This is a genomic window from Noviherbaspirillum agri, assembly GCF_054780595.1.
The window spans coordinates 104,968-122,163 of record NZ_BAAGWA010000006.1 but is presented as its reverse complement, the minus strand read 5'-3'; the positions used below and the strand labels follow the sequence as shown (position 1 = coordinate 122,163).

Genomic DNA, 17,196 nt, shown 5'->3' with positions numbered 1-17,196 from the left:
CGTGTTTGGCACGTACAAGCTGCATCCAGACCAATGCTCACAGCACTTCATTGAGCAGGTAGCAGGCATTGTCCAGCAGCCTGTGCATGGCGCCACGCTTGTGCCATTGCTCCAGCGTGATTTCGGTGCACTGGCGTGCATAGTTCTCGAAGATTGCATCAAGGCGCTGCGCCGTTGCCGCGTCAAGAATGCCGAGCGCGATTTCGTCGTTTGTTTCAAACGACCGGTCGTCGAAGTTGCTGGAACCAACCGCGCTCCAGATGCCGTCGATCGTCATCACCTTCTGGTGCAGCAGCGTGTTCGGATATTCGAACAGCCGCACGCCGCATTTCAAGAGCTTCTCGAAATTGCGATGGCTGGCATGCTGCACCAGCCGGTTGTCGGTGGCCCTTGTCGACGGCAGCATCACCCGCACATCGACACCGTGTGATACGGCATTGCCGAATGCGTCGATCGTTTCCGGCTCGGGAATGAAGTACGGGTTTTGAATCCAGATCCGCTTGCGGGCAAGGCCAATGGCCGCGTGATGCAGAATCTTGACGGCGGGCGCCGAGCCTTCCGGTTTGACGAAGGCGGCGTGGATCACGACATTGCCCGCCGGTTCCAGCGGCGGAAAACAGGCATCGCCCACGAACAATGCCCCGGTTTCAGCAATCCAGTTTTCGGCGAAAACGGACTGGATGTTGCCGACGATCGGGCCACGCAGCCGGACGCTGATATCGCCGTAGTGGTCGTTGTCGGGATTGCCCAGCCAGTCATCCTTGATGCAATGGCCGCCGACATACGCCACTCGCCCGTCGATGATAAGGAGCTTGCGATGATCGCGGTCGTTCAGTACGCCGATGTTGCGGAATTTTCTGCGGTGAAAGAATACGACCTTGCATCCGGCCTCTTCCATTTGCCGCGAGACGGCTCGCCCCATTCTTCGCGTGCCGATGGCGTCGAGCAGTACCCTGACCTGCCGTCCTGCACGCGCCTGCGCCGACAGAGAATCCGCAATGCGCTGGCCGAGCTTTCCTTCTTGCCACAGGAAGGTCTCGAAATGCACGGAATGCCTCGCCGAGCCGATGTCTTTTTCGATGGCATCGAAGAAGGCATCGTTTTCGATGATCTCGACCGAATTGCCGCCGAGGGCGATGCCATGCGTCAGGCCGGCGAGCGAGGGAATGAGCTGGTCGATGGACGCGTCGCACTCGAGAGTCAGCTGCGGATTGCGATGCCGGCGTATCGACCAGATGCTGATCGCCAATACCACGACGATGCCGGCCAGCAGCATCGTCAAATAAGGGCTCCATTGGCTCCAGAACGTCACTTGTACGCCTTAATATGTGACCTCAAAGAAATCGTTGCGTTGAAAATTCTTGTACGGATTTGAACAAATTCATTTCAATCCGTTCATATTTGCAGCGGCTTGGGGCAAGCCGAATCCTAAACATGAACGGAAGAAAGGATGGAGATGAACATGTATGTACGATTCGGCGCCATGATCCTGACATCGACGGTCGCGATGTTCGGCCTCATGTACCTCAATACCTACCAGCTCGACCACGTGTTCTATAGCGAAACGCGCACCTACATGGCAATCGTGATGGGTGCGGCGATGGCCGTGATCATGCTGCTCTTCATGTGGGGCATGTATGGCAACCGCAAAGCGAATTTCGCGATCCTCGCCGGCAGTATTGCCGTGTTCGCGATTGCGCTGTGGCTGGTGCGCAGCCAGGCGACGGTTGACCAGGTGTCTTACATGAAGGCGATGATCCCGCACCATTCCATCGCGATCATGACGAGCGAGCGCGCGCATATTTCCGATCCGCGTGTCCGCAAGCTGGCGGACGGCATTATCGAATCCCAGCGCAAGGAAATCGCCGAGATGAAGGGACTGGTCAAAGAGCTGGAGCAGAACAAATGACTGCAGTAATCGGCGTTCCAGCCAGCATTCGCAAAGGCTGGCAACAGTACGTCCCGTGAGGGCTCAGTCCTCGGCTGTCTCGGAGTAAATGCGCTTCACATCGATGACATAGCGCTGCGTCTCGCGGAACGGCGGAATGCCGTTGTACTTGCGCACATTGCCCGGCCCGGCGTTGTAGGCGGCAAGCACTTCATCCACGGTGTCGTGGTTTTCCATCAGGTACTTCAGGTAAGCGGTGCCTGCGTGGATATTGGTATGCGGGTCATACAGCTGCTTGCTGTTGGATACGCCGACGAAGCGGCCGGTGGCTGACGTGAGCTGCATCAATCCCCTGGCCCGCTTGTGCGAGGTAGCCCTCGGGTTATAGCCGGACTCCTTCTGGATCACGGCATGGATCAGCCCGGCAGGCACGCCGTGCCGCGCGGAAGCCTGCTCCACGATATCGTGATACGGCTTCTTGTCGCACTCGCGGCAGGTTTCATCGTCCAGGATGTCCTGTATCGTCATCGTGATTTCCGGCTCCGACACGGGTACGACGCGAGTGGCACGTGCAATGCGTCGAGGCGTGTGCGCCAGGCCGAAGGTACCCCACTCAACCAGGATGTCTTTCTGCGTGGTTGCGCGCACGCGCTTGGACTTTGCCGACAGTTTTACCGGCGGCTTTGGTTTGGCTTGTTTTTTTTCCTGCGACGGTGGATCGGCATCTGCCAGCATCGGCAGCTGTCCCGAACAGGCTGCCAATGCCGCTGCCAAGCTTGCGGCGGCAAGCAGTTTCACTGTCCGCCGCACCGCCGATAAGCCACCTGATTTCTCTTCCGCCGTGCCGGGGCGGGCATATCCTCTCTGAAGCATCTTTTTCTCACTTGCTGCGACCTGCCACCACGGCCGGCACCGTCAACACAACGGCGCAAGGCAAGCTCGACAAGGGACACGCGTGAGAGAAATAGCGGAGGGACGCGTTAATTGCTTCGGGAACGAAGGCTGCGGAGGGCGAATGCAGGCCGGAAGAAGCGAATCTTCCGGAGTCCCCCGCTCTGTGCAGCCCTGCTGTCATAGGCGCTATGCCCGTAGACCAGAAGCTTTGCGTCCCCGTCTTTCAACGGGTTTGCCGATATCGAGTTGGGTGTAGTCAGGGCCAGCATAGCCCGAAGCATTTCCCCAAAGCAATTGAAAATCCAAATACCCTTCCTGATATTCATGCCGCTTTTCAATGCCTTGTCGTTTTCGCATCGGCTGTTTTTTGAGCGAACGAGTAGCTGGCACAAGCCGTGCACTGCGCTCAATGCGCCGTTGCGCGCGGGTTTGCATGCGCTTCGCTACACTGCGCCGGAGCACGAAGGCACGCATCGCAGGCATGGGAAATTTGTTCGTTGTATAGAAAGAATTACATGCGGCGGCGGTGGCGGTTCCACCACACAGCACCGGAAAAGAACGGATTAAAAAATCCTTGGCGAGAGCCGACTCAGCTATCCAGATAGTCGGACAGGATGCCGGAGTGATTATTTTGATAAGCGCTGTGACGGCAATACCGTGCTTTATTCGCGATGTACAAAGTCCGTCCGAATTGCATTCGCCGACGTGGTTATTTCTACCTGAAAACCATTAATATGATCGCCGTTTTGAAATCCCGAGCAAATTCGTCGGCCTCGCGCTTTCCGGCGGCGCCTTACTGCCTGCTTATCCGCTGATGCCGCGCAAAGCGGTCTGAGCCACCAACCTGAATGACACCTATGAAACAAGATCCGCGCTTCCCCAACCTGTTCATCCTCAATCACCCGCTGATCCAGCACAAGCTGACGCACATGCGCGACAAGGACACCTCCACGCGCACCTTCCGCGAACTGCTGCGCGAGATCACGCTGTTGATGGGTTATGAAATCACGCGCGACCTGCCGCTGACGACGATGCGCATCGAAACGCCACTGGAAACCATCGACGCCCCCGTTATCGCCGGCAAGAAGCTGGTGGTGGTGCCGGTGCTGCGCGCCGGCATCGGCATGAGCGACGGCCTGCTGGAGCTGGTGCCCTCCGCACGCGTCGGCCACATCGGCGTCTATCGCGATCCGGATACGCACAAGCCGGTGGAATACCTCGTGCGCCTGCCCGACCTCGCCGAGCGCCACTTCATCCTGTGCGACCCGATGCTCGCCACCGGAAATTCCGCCGTGCACGCTGTGGACGTGCTGAAGAAGCGCGGCGTGGGTGACGACCAGATCGTGTTCATGGCACTGGTCGCGGCGCCGGAAGGCGTGAAGGTGTTCCAGGATGCGCACCCGAACGTGAAGGTGTATGTCGCATCGCTCGACTCGCGCCTGGACGACCACGCCTACATCGTGCCGGGCCTTGGCGACGCCGGCGACCGGCTGTTTGGTACCAAGTAAGTCTTGCCTCACCAACACGGACAGTGGCCGTGCCGGTGAACCGGCCGGCTGCTGTATTCAAGCGGCAGGCTGCCGCATTCTCTTAGCAGCTCAGGCCGCCAATTTTTTGCGCAGCATGCACATCAGGCCGCCGATCGCCGGCAACTTCGCATACACTTCTTCGGCCGCATCCCAGTAGTCGCGGTGGTAACTGACCTTGCCGTCGCCGTCAAACTTCAGGTGCGAGGCGCCGCGAATCACTTGGTTCTCGCCGTGCCCCCACAGCCGCAAGCGAAAGCGGAATTCCCAGGCCAGCATCGCACCGTTTTCATCGGCCACATGTTCGGTAACCGTAAAGCGTGGCGCATCCACCTGCCGGAACATATGCGTAAAGACGCGCTGAACGGCATCGACACCGCGCACCTCGTTGAAGGGATCCTTGAAATAGGCATCGGTGCTGTAGAGCTCGGCAATCCGTGTCACGCTCTGCGGCGTCAGGTCGTGGTAGAAGGCAATCAGCCTCTCGAGATGATCCATGTCAGGCTCCGGTCATGCGGCGGACAAGCGGGAAATACCAGCGATACGGCAGCAGCGACAGCAGCTTCATTACACGCGTGAAGCGCTTCGGAAAGTGAATGTCAAAGCCTCCCGAGCGGAACCCATCCAACGCTGCAGTGGCCGCCTGCTCCGGCGTGAGCAGTGCCGGCATGGCGAAATCATTCTTTGCCGTCAGTTGCGTCTGCACGAAACCGGGATTGATGACCCAGACACCGATGCCGCGCGATGCCAGATCGAGATGCAGGCACTCGGCAAAGTGGATCAGCGCCGCCTTGCCCGGCCCATAGCACAAGGCCTTGGGCAGGCCACGGTAGCCGGCCACGCTGGCGACAAAAGCGATGCCGCCACCCGGTTGCAGGTCGGACAATACCGTGGCGGCGAGGCGCATCGCACCGTTGAAATTGACGGCGACCACCTGCTCGGCACGTGCGAGGTCGAGGTCGTTCGCCCGCATCGGCACATAATCGCCTGCCAGATAGACCACCAAATCGATGCCGCCCAGCGCCGCAAGCAACGCCTTGCGCGCGCGGGCCAGGTCCGCTGCCTCCGTCGCATCGCAAGGCAACAGCAGCACATCATCGATGCCGAGTGCCTGCAATTTGTCTGCCGAACGCGCGGACAGTGCCAGCAACGCGCCGCGCGAGTGCAGCTCGCGCGCCATGGCCGCGCCGATGCCGCTGGATGCGCCGACCAGCCAGACGCGCTTGCCTTGCCAGTTCGTGATCTTCGGGTTCATGGTCAGCACCTTCCTAGCAGCCTCAACGCTTGACGAAAGTCAGCGTGATCTCGCCAAGGTCGAAGCCCCACTTCGACATGTAGGAACGGTTGAGCATCACCTTGTCGTTCATCAGGAACATCCAGTCGTCGAGTGTGACGTGATAGGTCCTGCCATCGACCGGCAGCGCCAGCACATAACGCCAGCGCAATGCGTTGCCAGCCAGCTCGCCGACTGCCTCGCCGATCACATCGTCAGCCGTGCCGCGATAGGTGCCGTCCGGCTGGCGTTTCAGTGTCCAGACACGGCGCGACGTCGTGCCGTCAGACCAGGTGAAGCGCTCGTCGAGCACGCCGGTATCGCCTTCCCACCTGGCGTCGATGACCACATGAAAGCGCTTCTTCACCTCGCCGGAACGCCCCTGGAAAATACCCCAGGCGTCGAGCGTGCCATTCAGGTACTGCCGCAGGTCGAGCACCGGTTGTTCGTCCTTGTACTGCTCCACGCCAGGCGAGGCACAGGCGCTGAGGACGAGGGAAAGAAAGATGGCAGACAGCAGTTTCATGATCGGATCTCCAGTGAGTGGTGCCAGCGCCAGACCAGGCAGGCGGCCAGCAGCTTGAAACAGATCGGCAGGAAGGCATAGGCAAAGCTGAGCGCCTCTTGCCCGTCCTGAGTGACCTGCGGTCCCGGCCTGTAGCCGAGCAGGTCGAGGAGCGGCAGGGCCAGCCCGGCCGCCAGCGCGAGGTTGAGTTTGGTGACGAGATTCCACACGCCGAAACAGGCACCGGCCTGCCCCTGCCTTTCTCCCAGGTCGGCCGCGACCGCCGCCGGCAACGCAAGGTCGGCTCCCAGCGCCAAGCCGGAAGCAAGGCAGATCACGGCAAATGCACCGACGTCGCCTTTGCCGAGGAACCCCGCACCGGCAAACGCCAGCATCGCCAGCACCATTGCCCATCCCCACACTCGCATGCGCCCGAAGCGAGCGGCGAGCGCAACCCACACAGGCAGCGAGGCCGCTCCGGCGATGAAATACAACGCCAGCAACGGCCCGCTCGCTGCGTCAGCGCCGAGCACGTCGGCGACGAAGAACAGGAACAGCGTTGCCGGCAGCGCGGCGGCGATGCCGTTGGCGATGAAGACATAGAGCAGACGACGTATGGCGGCATCGTGCAGGACGCGGCGCAAGCTTGCCCACAGCGGCGCACTGGACATGGCGGGTCTGAAAACATCCGCGGACGCACCGCCGCGCAGCAAGGTCACTGCCGCAGCGACCAACACCAGCGGCGGCAGAATCCACGACAGGCGTCCGATCCCCGCGTTCAGGTCGCTGGCCAGCACACTGGGCAAAGCCGCCGCCAGCACCACGCCGACCAGCCCGAAACCCTCGCGCGATGCGGTCAGGCGGGTCCGCGCCACCGAATCAGTTCCGATGGCCGCGCCCATGGCCTGGTAGGCGACCGAGGCGGCGGAAAACCCAAGGTAGGTCAGCGCCAGTGATGCAAGCAGCCACACGGCAGCAAAGCCGGTCGGCGGATTGAGCAAGGCGACGAAACCAAGGACGAAAGGTACCAGCGAGACCGCCAGCATGCGTTGACGCGGCAATCGATCCGCCAGCCAGCCCAGCCAGGGATCGACAAAGGCATCGAGCACGCGGGCACCGAGCAGGATGGCGCCCAGCAAGGCCAAGTCCAGACCGGCCACCTCGGCGTAGTAGCGGGGAACATGCACATAGATGGGGAGCGCGGCAAAGGCCAGTGGAAGGCCGAGCGCACCATAAGCCAGCACTGCGCCGTTTGCCATGGTTGCCCGACTTTCCCCCTTTGCAACGGTCGACATTTCAGGGCTCCTCGCGCTGCAGCAGCGCCGCCCGCAGCTCCGGTGCGCTTGTGCGCGGGTCGAGCCAGATGGCAAAGAACGCCTCGGCAAAACCCGGTGAGGCGATGGCACCGATCAGGCGCTCGCCCTGATAAAAGCGCGCGCCATCCGTGCCGTAGACACCGAGGATGTGGTCGCCCGGCTTCACGTCGGGAAAGACGCGGCGCATCTGCTCGCCCCAGCTCTGCAAGATGGCTTCGTCACCGACGAAGCGGCGCGTCTCCGTGACGCTGGCATCGGCGATGACATGGCCCTTGATATGGCGCTTGTAATCGAGGCGCAGTGCCAGCGGCGGACGCTGCGGATCGTTGCCTGCCCAAAGCGTGGCTTCGTACACGAGGAAGCCAAAGCGGCGGAACTTGCCGCTTCCCCAGCGCTGCAGGCCGGCAAGCACGCCGGCGCCGGCACGCGCGGCTGCGGGCAAGGCGAACAATGGCGCGCAGGCCAGCGTCATCAGAACGGCTCGCCGGGTGGCGTTCACATCAGCGATGCGCGAGTTCAAACTGGACCACATCGATATTCCCGGCAAGGAAGCCGGCCTCGCAATAGCAGAGATACAGCCGCCACAGGCGGCGGAAGGTTTCGTCAAAACCCAGTGCGGCGATACTCGGCCAGTTGGCCTCGAAGGCAATGCGCCATTCGGCCAGCGTGCGTGCGTAATCCAGCCCGAAGGCAAATTCGCCGGTGACCTGCAGCCCCTGGCGCTCAGCCGCCTTCCGGAAGGCGCTGCGCGACGGCAGCATGCCGCCCGGGAAGATGTATTGCTGGATGAAGTCGGTGCCGCGCCGGTAGTTCGCAAACAGGTCGTCGCGGATGGTGATGCTCTGGATCACCGCCCTGCCGTCCGGTCTCAGCGCACGCGCAATGGTGGAGAAGTACGTCGGCCACCATTGCTCCCCGACCGCCTCGAACATCTCGATCGAGACGATGTGATCGAACTGTTCCTGGACATCGCGGTAATCCTGCAGGCGCAGGTCAGCCTGCGGTACGCGCTGCTGCGCCCATGCGAGCTGGGCCGGCGACAGGGTGAGGCCGGTGACGTTCAGCCCGTCACGGGCCGCCATCTCGGCGAGCCCGCCCCAGCCGCAACCGATTTCCAGCACGCTGTCGCCCGGCCCGGCCTGCAGGCGGTCGAGGATGCGGCGATACTTCGCGTGCTGTGCGGCGAGCAGCGAGCCGTCGGAGCCGTCGTCCTGTGGCCGGTAAATGGCCGACGAATAGCTCATGCTCGGGTCCAGCCACAGGCGGTAGAAATCGTTGCCCAGGTCGTAGTGCGCCATGATGTTGCGCTTGCTGCCGGCGCGGCTGTTGCGGTTGAGCCAGTGGCGGATGCGCGCGGCGAGCAGCTGCCGCCAGGAGCCGTAGATCGCTTTTTTCAGCACCTCGCGATTGCGGGCAAGCAGCGCAAGCAGGCCGGTCACGTCCGGCGAGTCCCATTGGCCCTCCAGATACGATTCCGCCAATCCGATATCGCCACGCGCCAGCACCCGGCTGAAAAAGTCGTCGTCATGCACCTGCAGCGTGACGCCACCCTCGCCCTCGCCGAACACGGTGCTCGATCCGTCCGACAGGCGGACCTCGAGCAGCCCTCCGGTCAGTTTTTCCAGCAGGCTGAACATGGTTGTTTCACTTGCTGATGCTGCTGCACCGCGCAGGAACAATTGCTGGTCAAGGGTCTGGTTCATTTGATCGATTCCTGTTGGGAATGGTTATGGGAATGCGGAATGGGATGCGCGCCGCGAAACGGCACGCCCTTGAGCCAAAGCCGGAGCGCCTGCCAGTGGATGCGGACGACGACGCCGAGCGTCAGGAAAGGCATGCGCAGGAAAGCGCCGAGCAGCGTGCGGACTGACCATGGCTGCGCCTTGCCGGAGATCGCGGTGAGCAGCAGCACGCCGTCGGCATCCGCGTAGTCGATCCTTGCCTGCTGCACAGCGCGTTCGAGCTGGAAGCGGAAACGGTAGCCGCCGACGACCTCGTTGAAGGGCGACACATGGAACAGTTTTTCGGCATGCAGGTCCTCACCATCGGCGAGCGGTTCCCCTCGTCGATGCAGCAGGTAGCTGTGCGTGGCGCCGAAGGTGTTGTTCACCTCGGCCAGGATGGCAATCAGGCGGCCCGAGCGGTCATGGCAATACCAGAAGCTCACCGGGTTGAAGACGAAGCCCAGCACGCGCGGAAAGGTTTGCAGCACGATCTCGCCGTCAGCGCGCAGTCCGTGCCCTGCCAGCAGGCCTTCGATCCAGGGCAGCAGCGGGCTGCCGTCACGCGGGCCGTGGTCCCTGCTCCGGAAGCTCAGCAGGTTGGGGCCGTCCACCGAGAAGACCGCGCATTGCGCCGACGCCATGTCGCGCACCGGCAGTCGCACATAGAACACCGGATAGGCGAAGGCATGGACCGCCGGGCGCAGGCGCCGATGCATGACGTGGCCAAGGAAAAGTTGCGGGCGGGTTTGCATGGTGCGCTCAGGCGCTTTCCGTCTCGTACAGCAGTTCTGCCACGCCGCCTTGCCAGGGCGCGTTGACACCGAGGCCGTTGGCAACGCGCAGGGCGGATTTCAGCCCGTCCTCGTGGAATCCATAGCTGCCCCAGGCGCCGGCCAGCCAGACGCCGCCCTCGCCTTGCACCTCGCCCAGCCGCTGTTGGGCGGCGATGGCCGCGCCGTCAAAGATTGGATGGCTGTAGTCGAATTCGGCGATGACTTTTTTCGGATCAGGCTCGCGCGCCGGGTTGAGCGTCACGACGACCGGCGTCTGGAAAGGCAGCGGCTGCAGTTTGTTGATCAGGTAGGACACGCCAACCGGCTGGTTGCCCGGCGCGCCCTGCCCGGCGAAGTAGTTCCATGCCGACCACAGCTTGCGGTCGCGCGGCAGCAGGGCCGCATCCGTGTGCAGTACCGCGCGGTTCGGCTGGTAGCGGATCGCGGAAAGCACCTCGTGCTGAGCATCGCTTGCCGACATGCCCAGGATGGCCAGTGCCTGGTCGCTGTGGCAGGCCATGACGACCTGGTCGAAATGTTCGCTGCCGCGCGCGTGCGTGACACGCAGCCCCTCTTCCTCTCGCGCGATCGCGTAGACCGGGCAGGCAATGCGGACATCATCGAGCCGGGCCGCGATTTTCCTCACGTACTCCCGGCCGCCGCCCTTTACCGTGCGCCACATCGGCCGGTCAAAAATCTGCAGCAGCCCGTGGTTCTGGCAGAAGCGGATAAAGGTTGCCAGCGGCATGTCCAGCATCTGGCCCGTCGGGCAGGACCAGATTGCGGCGGCCATCGGCAGCAAGTACCAGTCGGAGAAGGCGTTAGAGTAGTTGCCCTCGGCCAGGAAGTGACGCAGGCTGCGTTCATCATTCGGGTGGTTCGCCAGCCATGCCGCGCTCTCGCGATTGAAGCGCAGGATGTCCGACAACATGCGCCAGAAAGGACGGCGAAGCAGGTTGCGCTTCTGCCCGAAGACGGTCGCCAGGCTGCTGCCGGCCCATTCCAGGTCGGGGTTCTCCAGGCTGACGGCAAAGGACATCTCCGTTTCGACGCTGTCGACGCCAAGCTGCGCAAACAGCGCGATCAGGTTGGGATAGGTCTTCTCATTGAATACCAGAAACCCGGTGTCCACCGGATGGGTCTTGCCTTCGAGCGTGACGTCTACCGTATTGGTGTGACCGCCCAGGTATGCGCCGGCCTCGAACACCGTGACGTCGTAGTGCCGTGACAGCAGCCATGCGGCAGCGAGACCGGAAATACCGGCGCCGATGACCGCGATGCGCTGTTTCAGGTTGATTCTGGCATTCATGCTGATCTCCTCATCCCAGGGAAATGCGACGTATTGTTTTTGCTGATTTTTTCCGGCAACCACATCGGGGAAGGCATCGGACAACAGCGTTGCCCCGGCTCCGAACTGCGTGATTGCCTCGCAGGAAGGCAGGCCGTATGGACAAATCCGAAGGCATTTACTGCCAGACGGCTTTTTGTCCTATACAAACCACGCTTTTTTTCGTAATATTAACAGCAAAAATTCTCCTGTCAACAAGTCGTCCATGATTTGTCCAAAACAAAAATGAATACACCGACCTTCAATATCGCTGCTGTCGAACGAGACACCGGTCTATCCAAGGACGTGCTCCGGATGTGGGAGCGGCGCTACGGCTTCCCTGTCCCGGAGCGCGACGCCAATGGCGAACGCGTCTATCCGCTGGAGCAGGTAGAGCGGTTACGCCTGATCAAACGCCTGATGGATCAAGGCCATCGGCCCGGAAAGCTGATTGCCGCGCCGGCGGAAGAACTGGCCCTGCTCGGGCCGCGCCGTGCGCCCGTGGCTGAGACGACGGGAAAAATGGTGGACACCGAGAGGCTGGAAGACTTGATGTTGCTGATCAAGCAGCATGATGCACACGGCTTTGTGCACGCCTTGCAGCAGCAACTGGCTCGCGAAGGTTTGCTACGTTTTGTCCAGGACACTGTGGCACCATTGACCTACCGGGTCGGGGAGGCCTGGGAAAATGGTCACTTTGAAGTGTTCGAAGAACACTTGTTCACCGAACTGACGAAACGGGTCTTGCGCCAGGCGATCGCCGGCCTGCCGCCCGGCACCGGATCACCACGCGTGTTGCTGACCAGCGCGCCGGAGGAACAGCATTTCCTCGGCCTGCTGATGTTCGAGGCCATTCTGGCGCTGGAAGGGGCGGAATGCATTCCGCTTGGCACGCAGATGCCGATACTGGAAATCAGCCGGGCCGCCGAAGCGCATCGCGCCGATATCGTCGCCCTGTCGTTCTCCGTCGCCTTCCCGGCGCGGCAGATCAATGGATTGCTGCAACAGCTGCGCACGGCACTGCCAGAGAGCGTCGCGTTGTGGGCCGGCGGCAGCGGTGTGCTGCGCATCACCACTCCTCCCGGTGTCGTCCGCCTTGCCAGTCTTGAAGAGGGTGCCAAGGCGCTCGCCGACTGGCGGAATCACCATTCCGGGTAAAGATAAACAAGCCTGAGCAAGGTCAGGCGGCCGCATCAAGCTGACTCTTGACGCTCCCGGACCGCCATCTTGCTCATTCACTCAGGCCGGTGCGGCCTGCGACCCAAACGCGCGGGCGCACTCCAGGAAGCATGCGAGGCAGGGATTGTCGTTGTTCGCAGCCCAGATGACGCCCTGCTCCACCATGCGCGTGTCCGAAACCGGGCGAAAGACGGCCCCGGGCAATTGCATCTTGCTCATTGACCGGGGAACCAGTGACACGCCGAGCCCGGCTGCCACCAGATTGACGATGGTCTGCTGCAAGTGGGTCTCCAGCCGGATGTTCGGCTCGAATCCGTGATCGCGGCAACAGCCGATCACCAGTTCATGCAATGCGGGCGCCGTCCCGGCGGGAAACGAGATGAAAGGTTCTCCGGCCAGTTCGGCCACCGCGATCGCATCGTTCCGTGCCAGCCGATGCCCTGCAGGGAGCACGGCGCACAGCGGTTCCGAGTGAACAGGCAGGTATTCCAGCCCTGGCGGGCGCTGCCACGGGAACGCGATACCGATATCGGCGTTGCCGGAAATGAGCGCGTCATTGAGTTCGCGCGGCACCACCTCGCTCAACTGCAGGTCGGCATCCGGGTAGGCATCGCTGTACATCTTGACCAGCGGAGGCAGGATGCTCCACGCAGCAGCCATCGTGAAACCGACACGCAGCACCCCGCGCTCGCCGCGTTCCGTCGCCTGGGTGCTGCGCACGGCGGTGTCCAGCGACGCGAGGATGCGCGCCGCCTGCTCGTGAAAATGACGTCCGGCGGCAGTCAGCTGCACCTGCCGGGAAGTGCGCTTGAAGAGCGCGACGCCGAGTTCCTCTTCCAGCGCCGCGATCTGCCGGCTCAACGGCGGCTGCGAGATGTGCAACAGCGCGGCGGCCCGGCCGAAATGCAGCGTGTCGGCCAGTGCCACGAAATAGCGAAGTTGGCGAAAATCGATGTGCATTGATGCGTATCCGGTATTGATGTCCGCCATATATAGCATTGGATGGTATTGATTGAAAAGCCTAAGCTGGGGCACCTCCAGCCTTCGCTTTCCTATTCGCTGCCCATTTCGCCACGCTCATGACCTCCATCATCAACGTCGTCCTGCCGATTTTCGGACTCATCCTGGCGGGTTATGTCTGCCGCCGCACCCAGTGCCTGGGCGAAACGGCGTCGTCTGAAATCAATCGCTTCGTCGTCTGGCTGGCGTTGCCGGCCTTGCTGTTCAAGGTAACCGCCACGACCACCTTCGAGCAGGCGTGGCAGCCGGGATTCATCGCCTCCGTCTGCGCTGGCTGTGCACTGGTCTTCGTGGTAACCATCGTCTACCGCATGCGGCAACTGCGCCGGCTGGCCGACGCGAGCATCGACGCGCTCAGCGCGGCTTACGCCAATACGGGCTTTCTCGGCATTCCGCTGTGTGTGCTGGTGCTCGGTGATGAAGGATTGCTGCCGGCGATCGTTGCGACCTTGATCGTCGCCTGTGCTCTTTTTGCGGTGGGGATCGTGCTGGTCGAGATCAGCTTGCAGGAAGAAAAGGATCCGCTGCGCGCCATTACCAAGGTCAGCAAGTCGCTGGCCCGCAACCCGTTGCTGGTCGCCCCGGTGCTGGGCGCCTGCTGGTCGGCCGGCGGCATTCCGCTTCCCGCCGCTGTCAGCCAGTTCCTGAATCTGCTGGGCATGGCGGCAACACCGTGTGCTCTTGTTTCACTGGGACTGTTCCTGGCCCAGAAGCAGGCGGGGCGGCGCGACGGTGCAACCGGACTGGTGCTGGCCAAATTGCTGCTGCAGCCCCTCGTCACCGCATTTTTTGCGTTTCGCGTTTTCGAGCTGCCGGCGCTGTGGGCCAATTCAGCGCTGTTGCTCAGCGCCCTGCCGACCGGCACCGGCCCCTTCATGCTGGCGAGCTTCTACGGCCGCGAAGCGGCGCTGGTGGCGCGCGTCATCCTGCTGACGACGCTCGGATCACTGGTGACCGTGTCGGCCTGCCTTTATCTGCTCGCGTTGTGATTTTTTTGGACGCATCCCTGTCTGCGGCAGGCAGTCGGAGCGGCGGGCCTCGTCGTGGGACAGGAGCGCGATGGCAGAAACGTCCGCAGCCGCTTGCTATTCCGACCCGGAGCCATCCTTTTTCTTGCTGTTCTCTTCGACGTCTTCCGGCGCCCTCTTTTGATGGTCGCGCGGGTCATCGCCACCCCGGCCATCGCGATTGATTGGAAAAAGCAGAGCCGCAACCACGACGGCGCCCGTTGCCACGGCAAGAAACAGATCCAGCAGGTCCATCCTGACGCCCCGCAGGGGAAGCGCTCCCTTCTTTCTTATGCTGCCGCAGCCAGCGCCAGCAGATGCTGGCGCGCAATGTCGAACTCGCGCTGCAGGTGATCGAATTCCGGTGCGGCGCCATCCAGTGTTCCCTCGCGGCCCAGCCGCTCCAGTTCCATGCAGTGCTTGCGCATGCGCAGCACGCCGAGGTTTTCGATGCTGGACAGGAAGCGATGGCTGGCACTCAGCAGCTCGTCGGCATTCTTGGTGGTGAGCGACTGCGCGATACTCTGCAAGTGCTTCGGCGAGTCGTTGAGGAACAGGTCGATGATGTCGGCGAGCAGCCGCGGATTGTTCTCGTCCTGCAGCTCGCGCAGCTGGTCGATGCGGCGATGGTCGATCACGCCCTGCATTTGCTCGGTCTCCTTGCTGGTATGCGATGTGACGGCGAGCAGCACATTGCGCACATCCTCCAGTTCCACCGGCTTGGAAACATAGGAATCCATCCCGGCCTCGATGCATTTTTCGCGGTCGCCCGGCATGGCGTTTGCGGTCATCGCAATCACGCGCGGGGAAGCGCTGCCGTAGCGTGCGCGCAGCCGCCGTGTGGCTTCGAGCCCGTCCATTTCCGGCATCTGCACGTCCATCAGCACCACGTCATAGTTCTGGCGCTCCAGCGCATCCAGCACCTCGATGCCGTTGGCGACGACGTCGGCGCGATAGCCGAGATGCGCGAGCAGTTGCTGCACCACCTTCTGGTTCACCGTATTGTCCTCGGCCACGAGGATATTGAGCGGCAGCGACTCCGCAAGCTTGCCGGACTCGATGCGCAGACGGGGTGCCGTCGCCTCCAGCGGCTCGATGCGCATGGAATGCAGCAGCGCGTCGAACAACGCAGTCGGCTTGATCGGCTTGTTGAGATAGGCGGCGAACCGCGCATTCGACATCTTCGTATCGCGCGGGCGGTGCGCAACGGAGGTCAGCATGATCAGCGGCAGCGCCTGCGCATCGCGATATTTGCGGATCTCGATAGCAAGGCCGAGCCCGTCCATCTCCGGCATACTCATATCAAGGATGCCGACATCGAAGGCGTGCCCGTGGCGCACGAGGTCGAGCGCCTCGATCGCGGAAGCGGCGGCCGACGGCACCATGCCCCACAGCAGCGCCTGCTTGACGAGGATGCGGCGATTGGTACTGTTGTCGTCGACGATCAGCACATGCCTGCCGGCCAGCGCGGAGGAACGCTCCTGCAGGAAGCTCTGCGCCAGCTGCGAGCCGGATGCTTCGGCGACGATGGTGAAGGAGAAGGTCGAGCCGGCGCCGACCTCGCTCTCGACCCACATCCGTCCGCCCATGATTTCTGTCAGGCGCTTGCTGATGGCCAGACCGAGGCCGGTGCCGCCATACTTGCGCGTGGTCGATGCATCGACCTGCGTGAACGCCTGGAACAGCTCCGCCATTCTCTCCTTCGGAATGCCGATGCCGGTGTCCTTCACCGAAAAATGCACTTCATACCGGCCGTCTTCCAGCGGCTGCGCCGCGACCGATACCACGACTTCGCCGCGATGGGTGAACTTGATCGAGTTGGACAGCAGGTTGACGAGGATCTGCCGCAGGCGCGTCACGTCGCTGACCAGTGCGGCCGGCACGCTGTCGTCGATGAAATAAGCGAGGTTGATGTTCTTTTCCGCGGCATCGGACGACAACAGGTCGAGCGACTCTTCGATGCAGCGCCGCAGGTCGAAGGGCTGGCGCTCGATCTCGAGCTTGCCGATCTCGATCTTCGAATAGTCGAGGATATCGTTGATGATGGTCAGCAGCACTTCGCTGCTGGCGCGGATGGTTTCGGCGTAGTCGCGCTGCTCGTCGTCGATGTGCGTGTTGAGCAGCAGGCTGGTCATGCCGATCACCGCATTGAGCGGCGTGCGGATCTCGTGGCTCATGTTCGCGAGGAACATGCTCTTGGCCTGCATCGCTGCTTCGGCCTTTTCCTTCGCCAGTTCCAGTTCGCGCTCATAGGCCTTGCGTACCGTGATGTCGCGCAGGATGACCGTGTAGATGCGGTTGCCGTCGACTTCCAGTTTTGAAATCGACGCTTCTGCGGGAAATTCGGTGCCGTCCTTGCGCACACCGAAAATGGTGCGGCGCTCGGCCATCTTGCGGGCGGCTTGTCCCGATTTGTCGAATTGTTCGACGTAGCGGCCGTGCGCGGGATGGTAGCGGGAAGGCAGCAGCACGTTGAGGTGCTGGCTCAGGACTTCATCGGCTGCCCACCCGAAGACCCGTTCCGCCCCCTGGTTGAACAGGATGATCCGCTGCCCGCTGTCGGTGCAGATGATGGCATCGTCGGCAATACTGAGAATGCCGTTGAGTTGCGCGAAAGTGAGATTCATGTTCTTCATCGCCGGAAATCCACCGCGCAAAAAGGTTATTCAGCGAAACGTCGCCGAATAACCATTCAACAATGCCGATTGTTCCGAGTCGAGAATGAAATTTGGAGACAGGCATGATCGGAATGGTTCCGACCCGC

General features: G+C 62.0%; 17 protein-coding genes and 1 riboswitch. Of the genes, 4 read left to right on the top strand and 13 right to left on the bottom strand.

Annotation, left to right across the window (positions count from 1 at the left end; genetic code table 11):
- Positions 1–37: 37 nt before the first annotated feature.
- Positions 38–1,276 (bottom strand): phospholipase D-like domain-containing protein, encoded by a 1,239-nt coding sequence (locus ACYVIA_RS12670; RefSeq protein ID WP_460841568.1) that lies wholly within the window; start codon positions 1,274–1,276, stop codon positions 38–40.
- Between the two features lie 186 nt (positions 1,277–1,462).
- On the opposite strand from ACYVIA_RS12670, the gene ACYVIA_RS12665 reads away from it, so the two are divergent.
- The gene (locus tag ACYVIA_RS12665; protein WP_460841286.1) at positions 1,463–1,909 is read left to right on the top strand and encodes a DUF305 domain-containing protein; all 447 of its coding nucleotides are present in this window, start codon (positions 1,463–1,465) and stop codon (positions 1,907–1,909) included.
- A gap of 63 nt (positions 1,910–1,972) precedes the next feature.
- On the opposite strand, the gene ACYVIA_RS12660 is transcribed toward ACYVIA_RS12665, so the two are convergent.
- Positions 1,973–2,761, bottom strand: coding sequence for a lytic transglycosylase domain-containing protein (locus ACYVIA_RS12660; RefSeq protein WP_460841285.1), 789 nt, complete (start codon positions 2,759–2,761; stop codon positions 1,973–1,975).
- Between the two features lie 182 nt (positions 2,762–2,943).
- Positions 2,944–3,029, bottom strand: a riboswitch (cyclic di-GMP riboswitch).
- A 610-nt stretch (positions 3,030–3,639) separates the two neighbouring features.
- Here ACYVIA_RS12660 and upp point away from each other — a divergent pair.
- Positions 3,640–4,290 (top strand): uracil phosphoribosyltransferase, encoded by a 651-nt coding sequence (upp, locus tag ACYVIA_RS12655; protein ID WP_460841283.1) that lies wholly within the window; start codon positions 3,640–3,642, stop codon positions 4,288–4,290.
- Positions 4,291–4,380: 90 nt separating this feature from the next.
- Here the strand turns inward: upp and ACYVIA_RS12650 are convergent, their stop codons facing one another.
- From ACYVIA_RS12650 to ACYVIA_RS12615, 8 genes are read right to left on the bottom strand one after another with little or no spacing between them, the layout of a single operon-like run.
- Complete coding sequence (locus ACYVIA_RS12650; protein WP_460841281.1) at positions 4,381–4,806, bottom strand: nuclear transport factor 2 family protein; 426 nt, start codon at positions 4,804–4,806, stop codon at positions 4,381–4,383.
- Position 4,807: 1 nt separating this feature from the next.
- Positions 4,808–5,569: an SDR family NAD(P)-dependent oxidoreductase gene (locus ACYVIA_RS12645; protein ID WP_460841566.1), complete on the bottom strand. Its 762-nt coding sequence runs from the start codon at positions 5,567–5,569 to the stop codon at positions 4,808–4,810.
- Between the two features lie 16 nt (positions 5,570–5,585).
- Entirely contained in the window at positions 5,586–6,107 is a 522-nt protein-coding gene (locus tag ACYVIA_RS12640) for a DUF3833 domain-containing protein (protein WP_460841279.1), read from the bottom strand.
- Positions 6,104–7,381 carry an MFS transporter gene (locus ACYVIA_RS12635; protein ID WP_460841276.1) on the bottom strand — a complete coding sequence of 426 codons (1,278 nt, stop codon included), beginning with the start codon at positions 7,379–7,381 and terminating at the stop codon, positions 6,104–6,106. The genes ACYVIA_RS12640 and ACYVIA_RS12635 overlap by 4 nt, the downstream gene beginning before the upstream one ends.
- Before the next feature lies 1 nt (position 7,382).
- Entirely contained in the window at positions 7,383–7,934 is a 552-nt protein-coding gene (locus tag ACYVIA_RS12630) for a chalcone isomerase family protein (RefSeq protein ID WP_460841274.1), read from the bottom strand.
- Positions 7,903–9,105, bottom strand: a complete 1,203-nt coding sequence (locus ACYVIA_RS12625) for a class I SAM-dependent methyltransferase (protein WP_460841272.1) — start codon at positions 9,103–9,105, stop codon at positions 7,903–7,905. The genes ACYVIA_RS12630 and ACYVIA_RS12625 overlap by 32 nt, the downstream gene beginning before the upstream one ends.
- Complete coding sequence (locus tag ACYVIA_RS12620; RefSeq protein ID WP_460841270.1) at positions 9,102–9,878, bottom strand: DUF1365 domain-containing protein; 777 nt, start codon at positions 9,876–9,878, stop codon at positions 9,102–9,104. Before ACYVIA_RS12620 ends, ACYVIA_RS12625 begins: the two co-directional genes overlap by 4 nt.
- Before the next feature lie 7 nt (positions 9,879–9,885).
- Entirely contained in the window at positions 9,886–11,208 is a 1,323-nt protein-coding gene (locus tag ACYVIA_RS12615; protein WP_460841268.1) for an NAD(P)/FAD-dependent oxidoreductase, read from the bottom strand.
- Between the two features lie 264 nt (positions 11,209–11,472).
- Here ACYVIA_RS12615 and ACYVIA_RS12610 point away from each other — a divergent pair, with 264 nt between their 5' ends.
- Complete coding sequence (locus ACYVIA_RS12610; RefSeq protein WP_460841266.1) at positions 11,473–12,384, top strand: MerR family transcriptional regulator; 912 nt, start codon at positions 11,473–11,475, stop codon at positions 12,382–12,384.
- 81 nt (positions 12,385–12,465) lie between these two features.
- Here the strand turns inward: ACYVIA_RS12610 and ACYVIA_RS12605 are convergent, their stop codons facing one another.
- The gene (locus ACYVIA_RS12605; protein WP_460841264.1) at positions 12,466–13,365 is read right to left on the bottom strand and encodes a LysR family transcriptional regulator; all 900 of its coding nucleotides are present in this window, start codon (positions 13,363–13,365) and stop codon (positions 12,466–12,468) included.
- A gap of 119 nt (positions 13,366–13,484) precedes the next feature.
- On the opposite strand from ACYVIA_RS12605, the gene ACYVIA_RS12600 reads away from it, so the two are divergent.
- Positions 13,485–14,414 carry an AEC family transporter gene (locus tag ACYVIA_RS12600; RefSeq protein WP_460841262.1) on the top strand — a complete coding sequence of 310 codons (930 nt, stop codon included), beginning with the start codon at positions 13,485–13,487 and terminating at the stop codon, positions 14,412–14,414.
- A 96-nt stretch (positions 14,415–14,510) separates the two neighbouring features.
- On the opposite strand, the gene ACYVIA_RS12595 is transcribed toward ACYVIA_RS12600, so the two are convergent.
- Entirely contained in the window at positions 14,511–14,687 is a 177-nt protein-coding gene (locus tag ACYVIA_RS12595) for a hypothetical protein (protein ID WP_460841260.1), read from the bottom strand.
- Between the two features lie 35 nt (positions 14,688–14,722).
- Positions 14,723–17,059: a response regulator gene (locus ACYVIA_RS12590; protein WP_460841258.1), complete on the bottom strand. Its 2,337-nt coding sequence runs from the start codon at positions 17,057–17,059 to the stop codon at positions 14,723–14,725.
- Positions 17,060–17,196 lie beyond the last annotated feature (137 nt).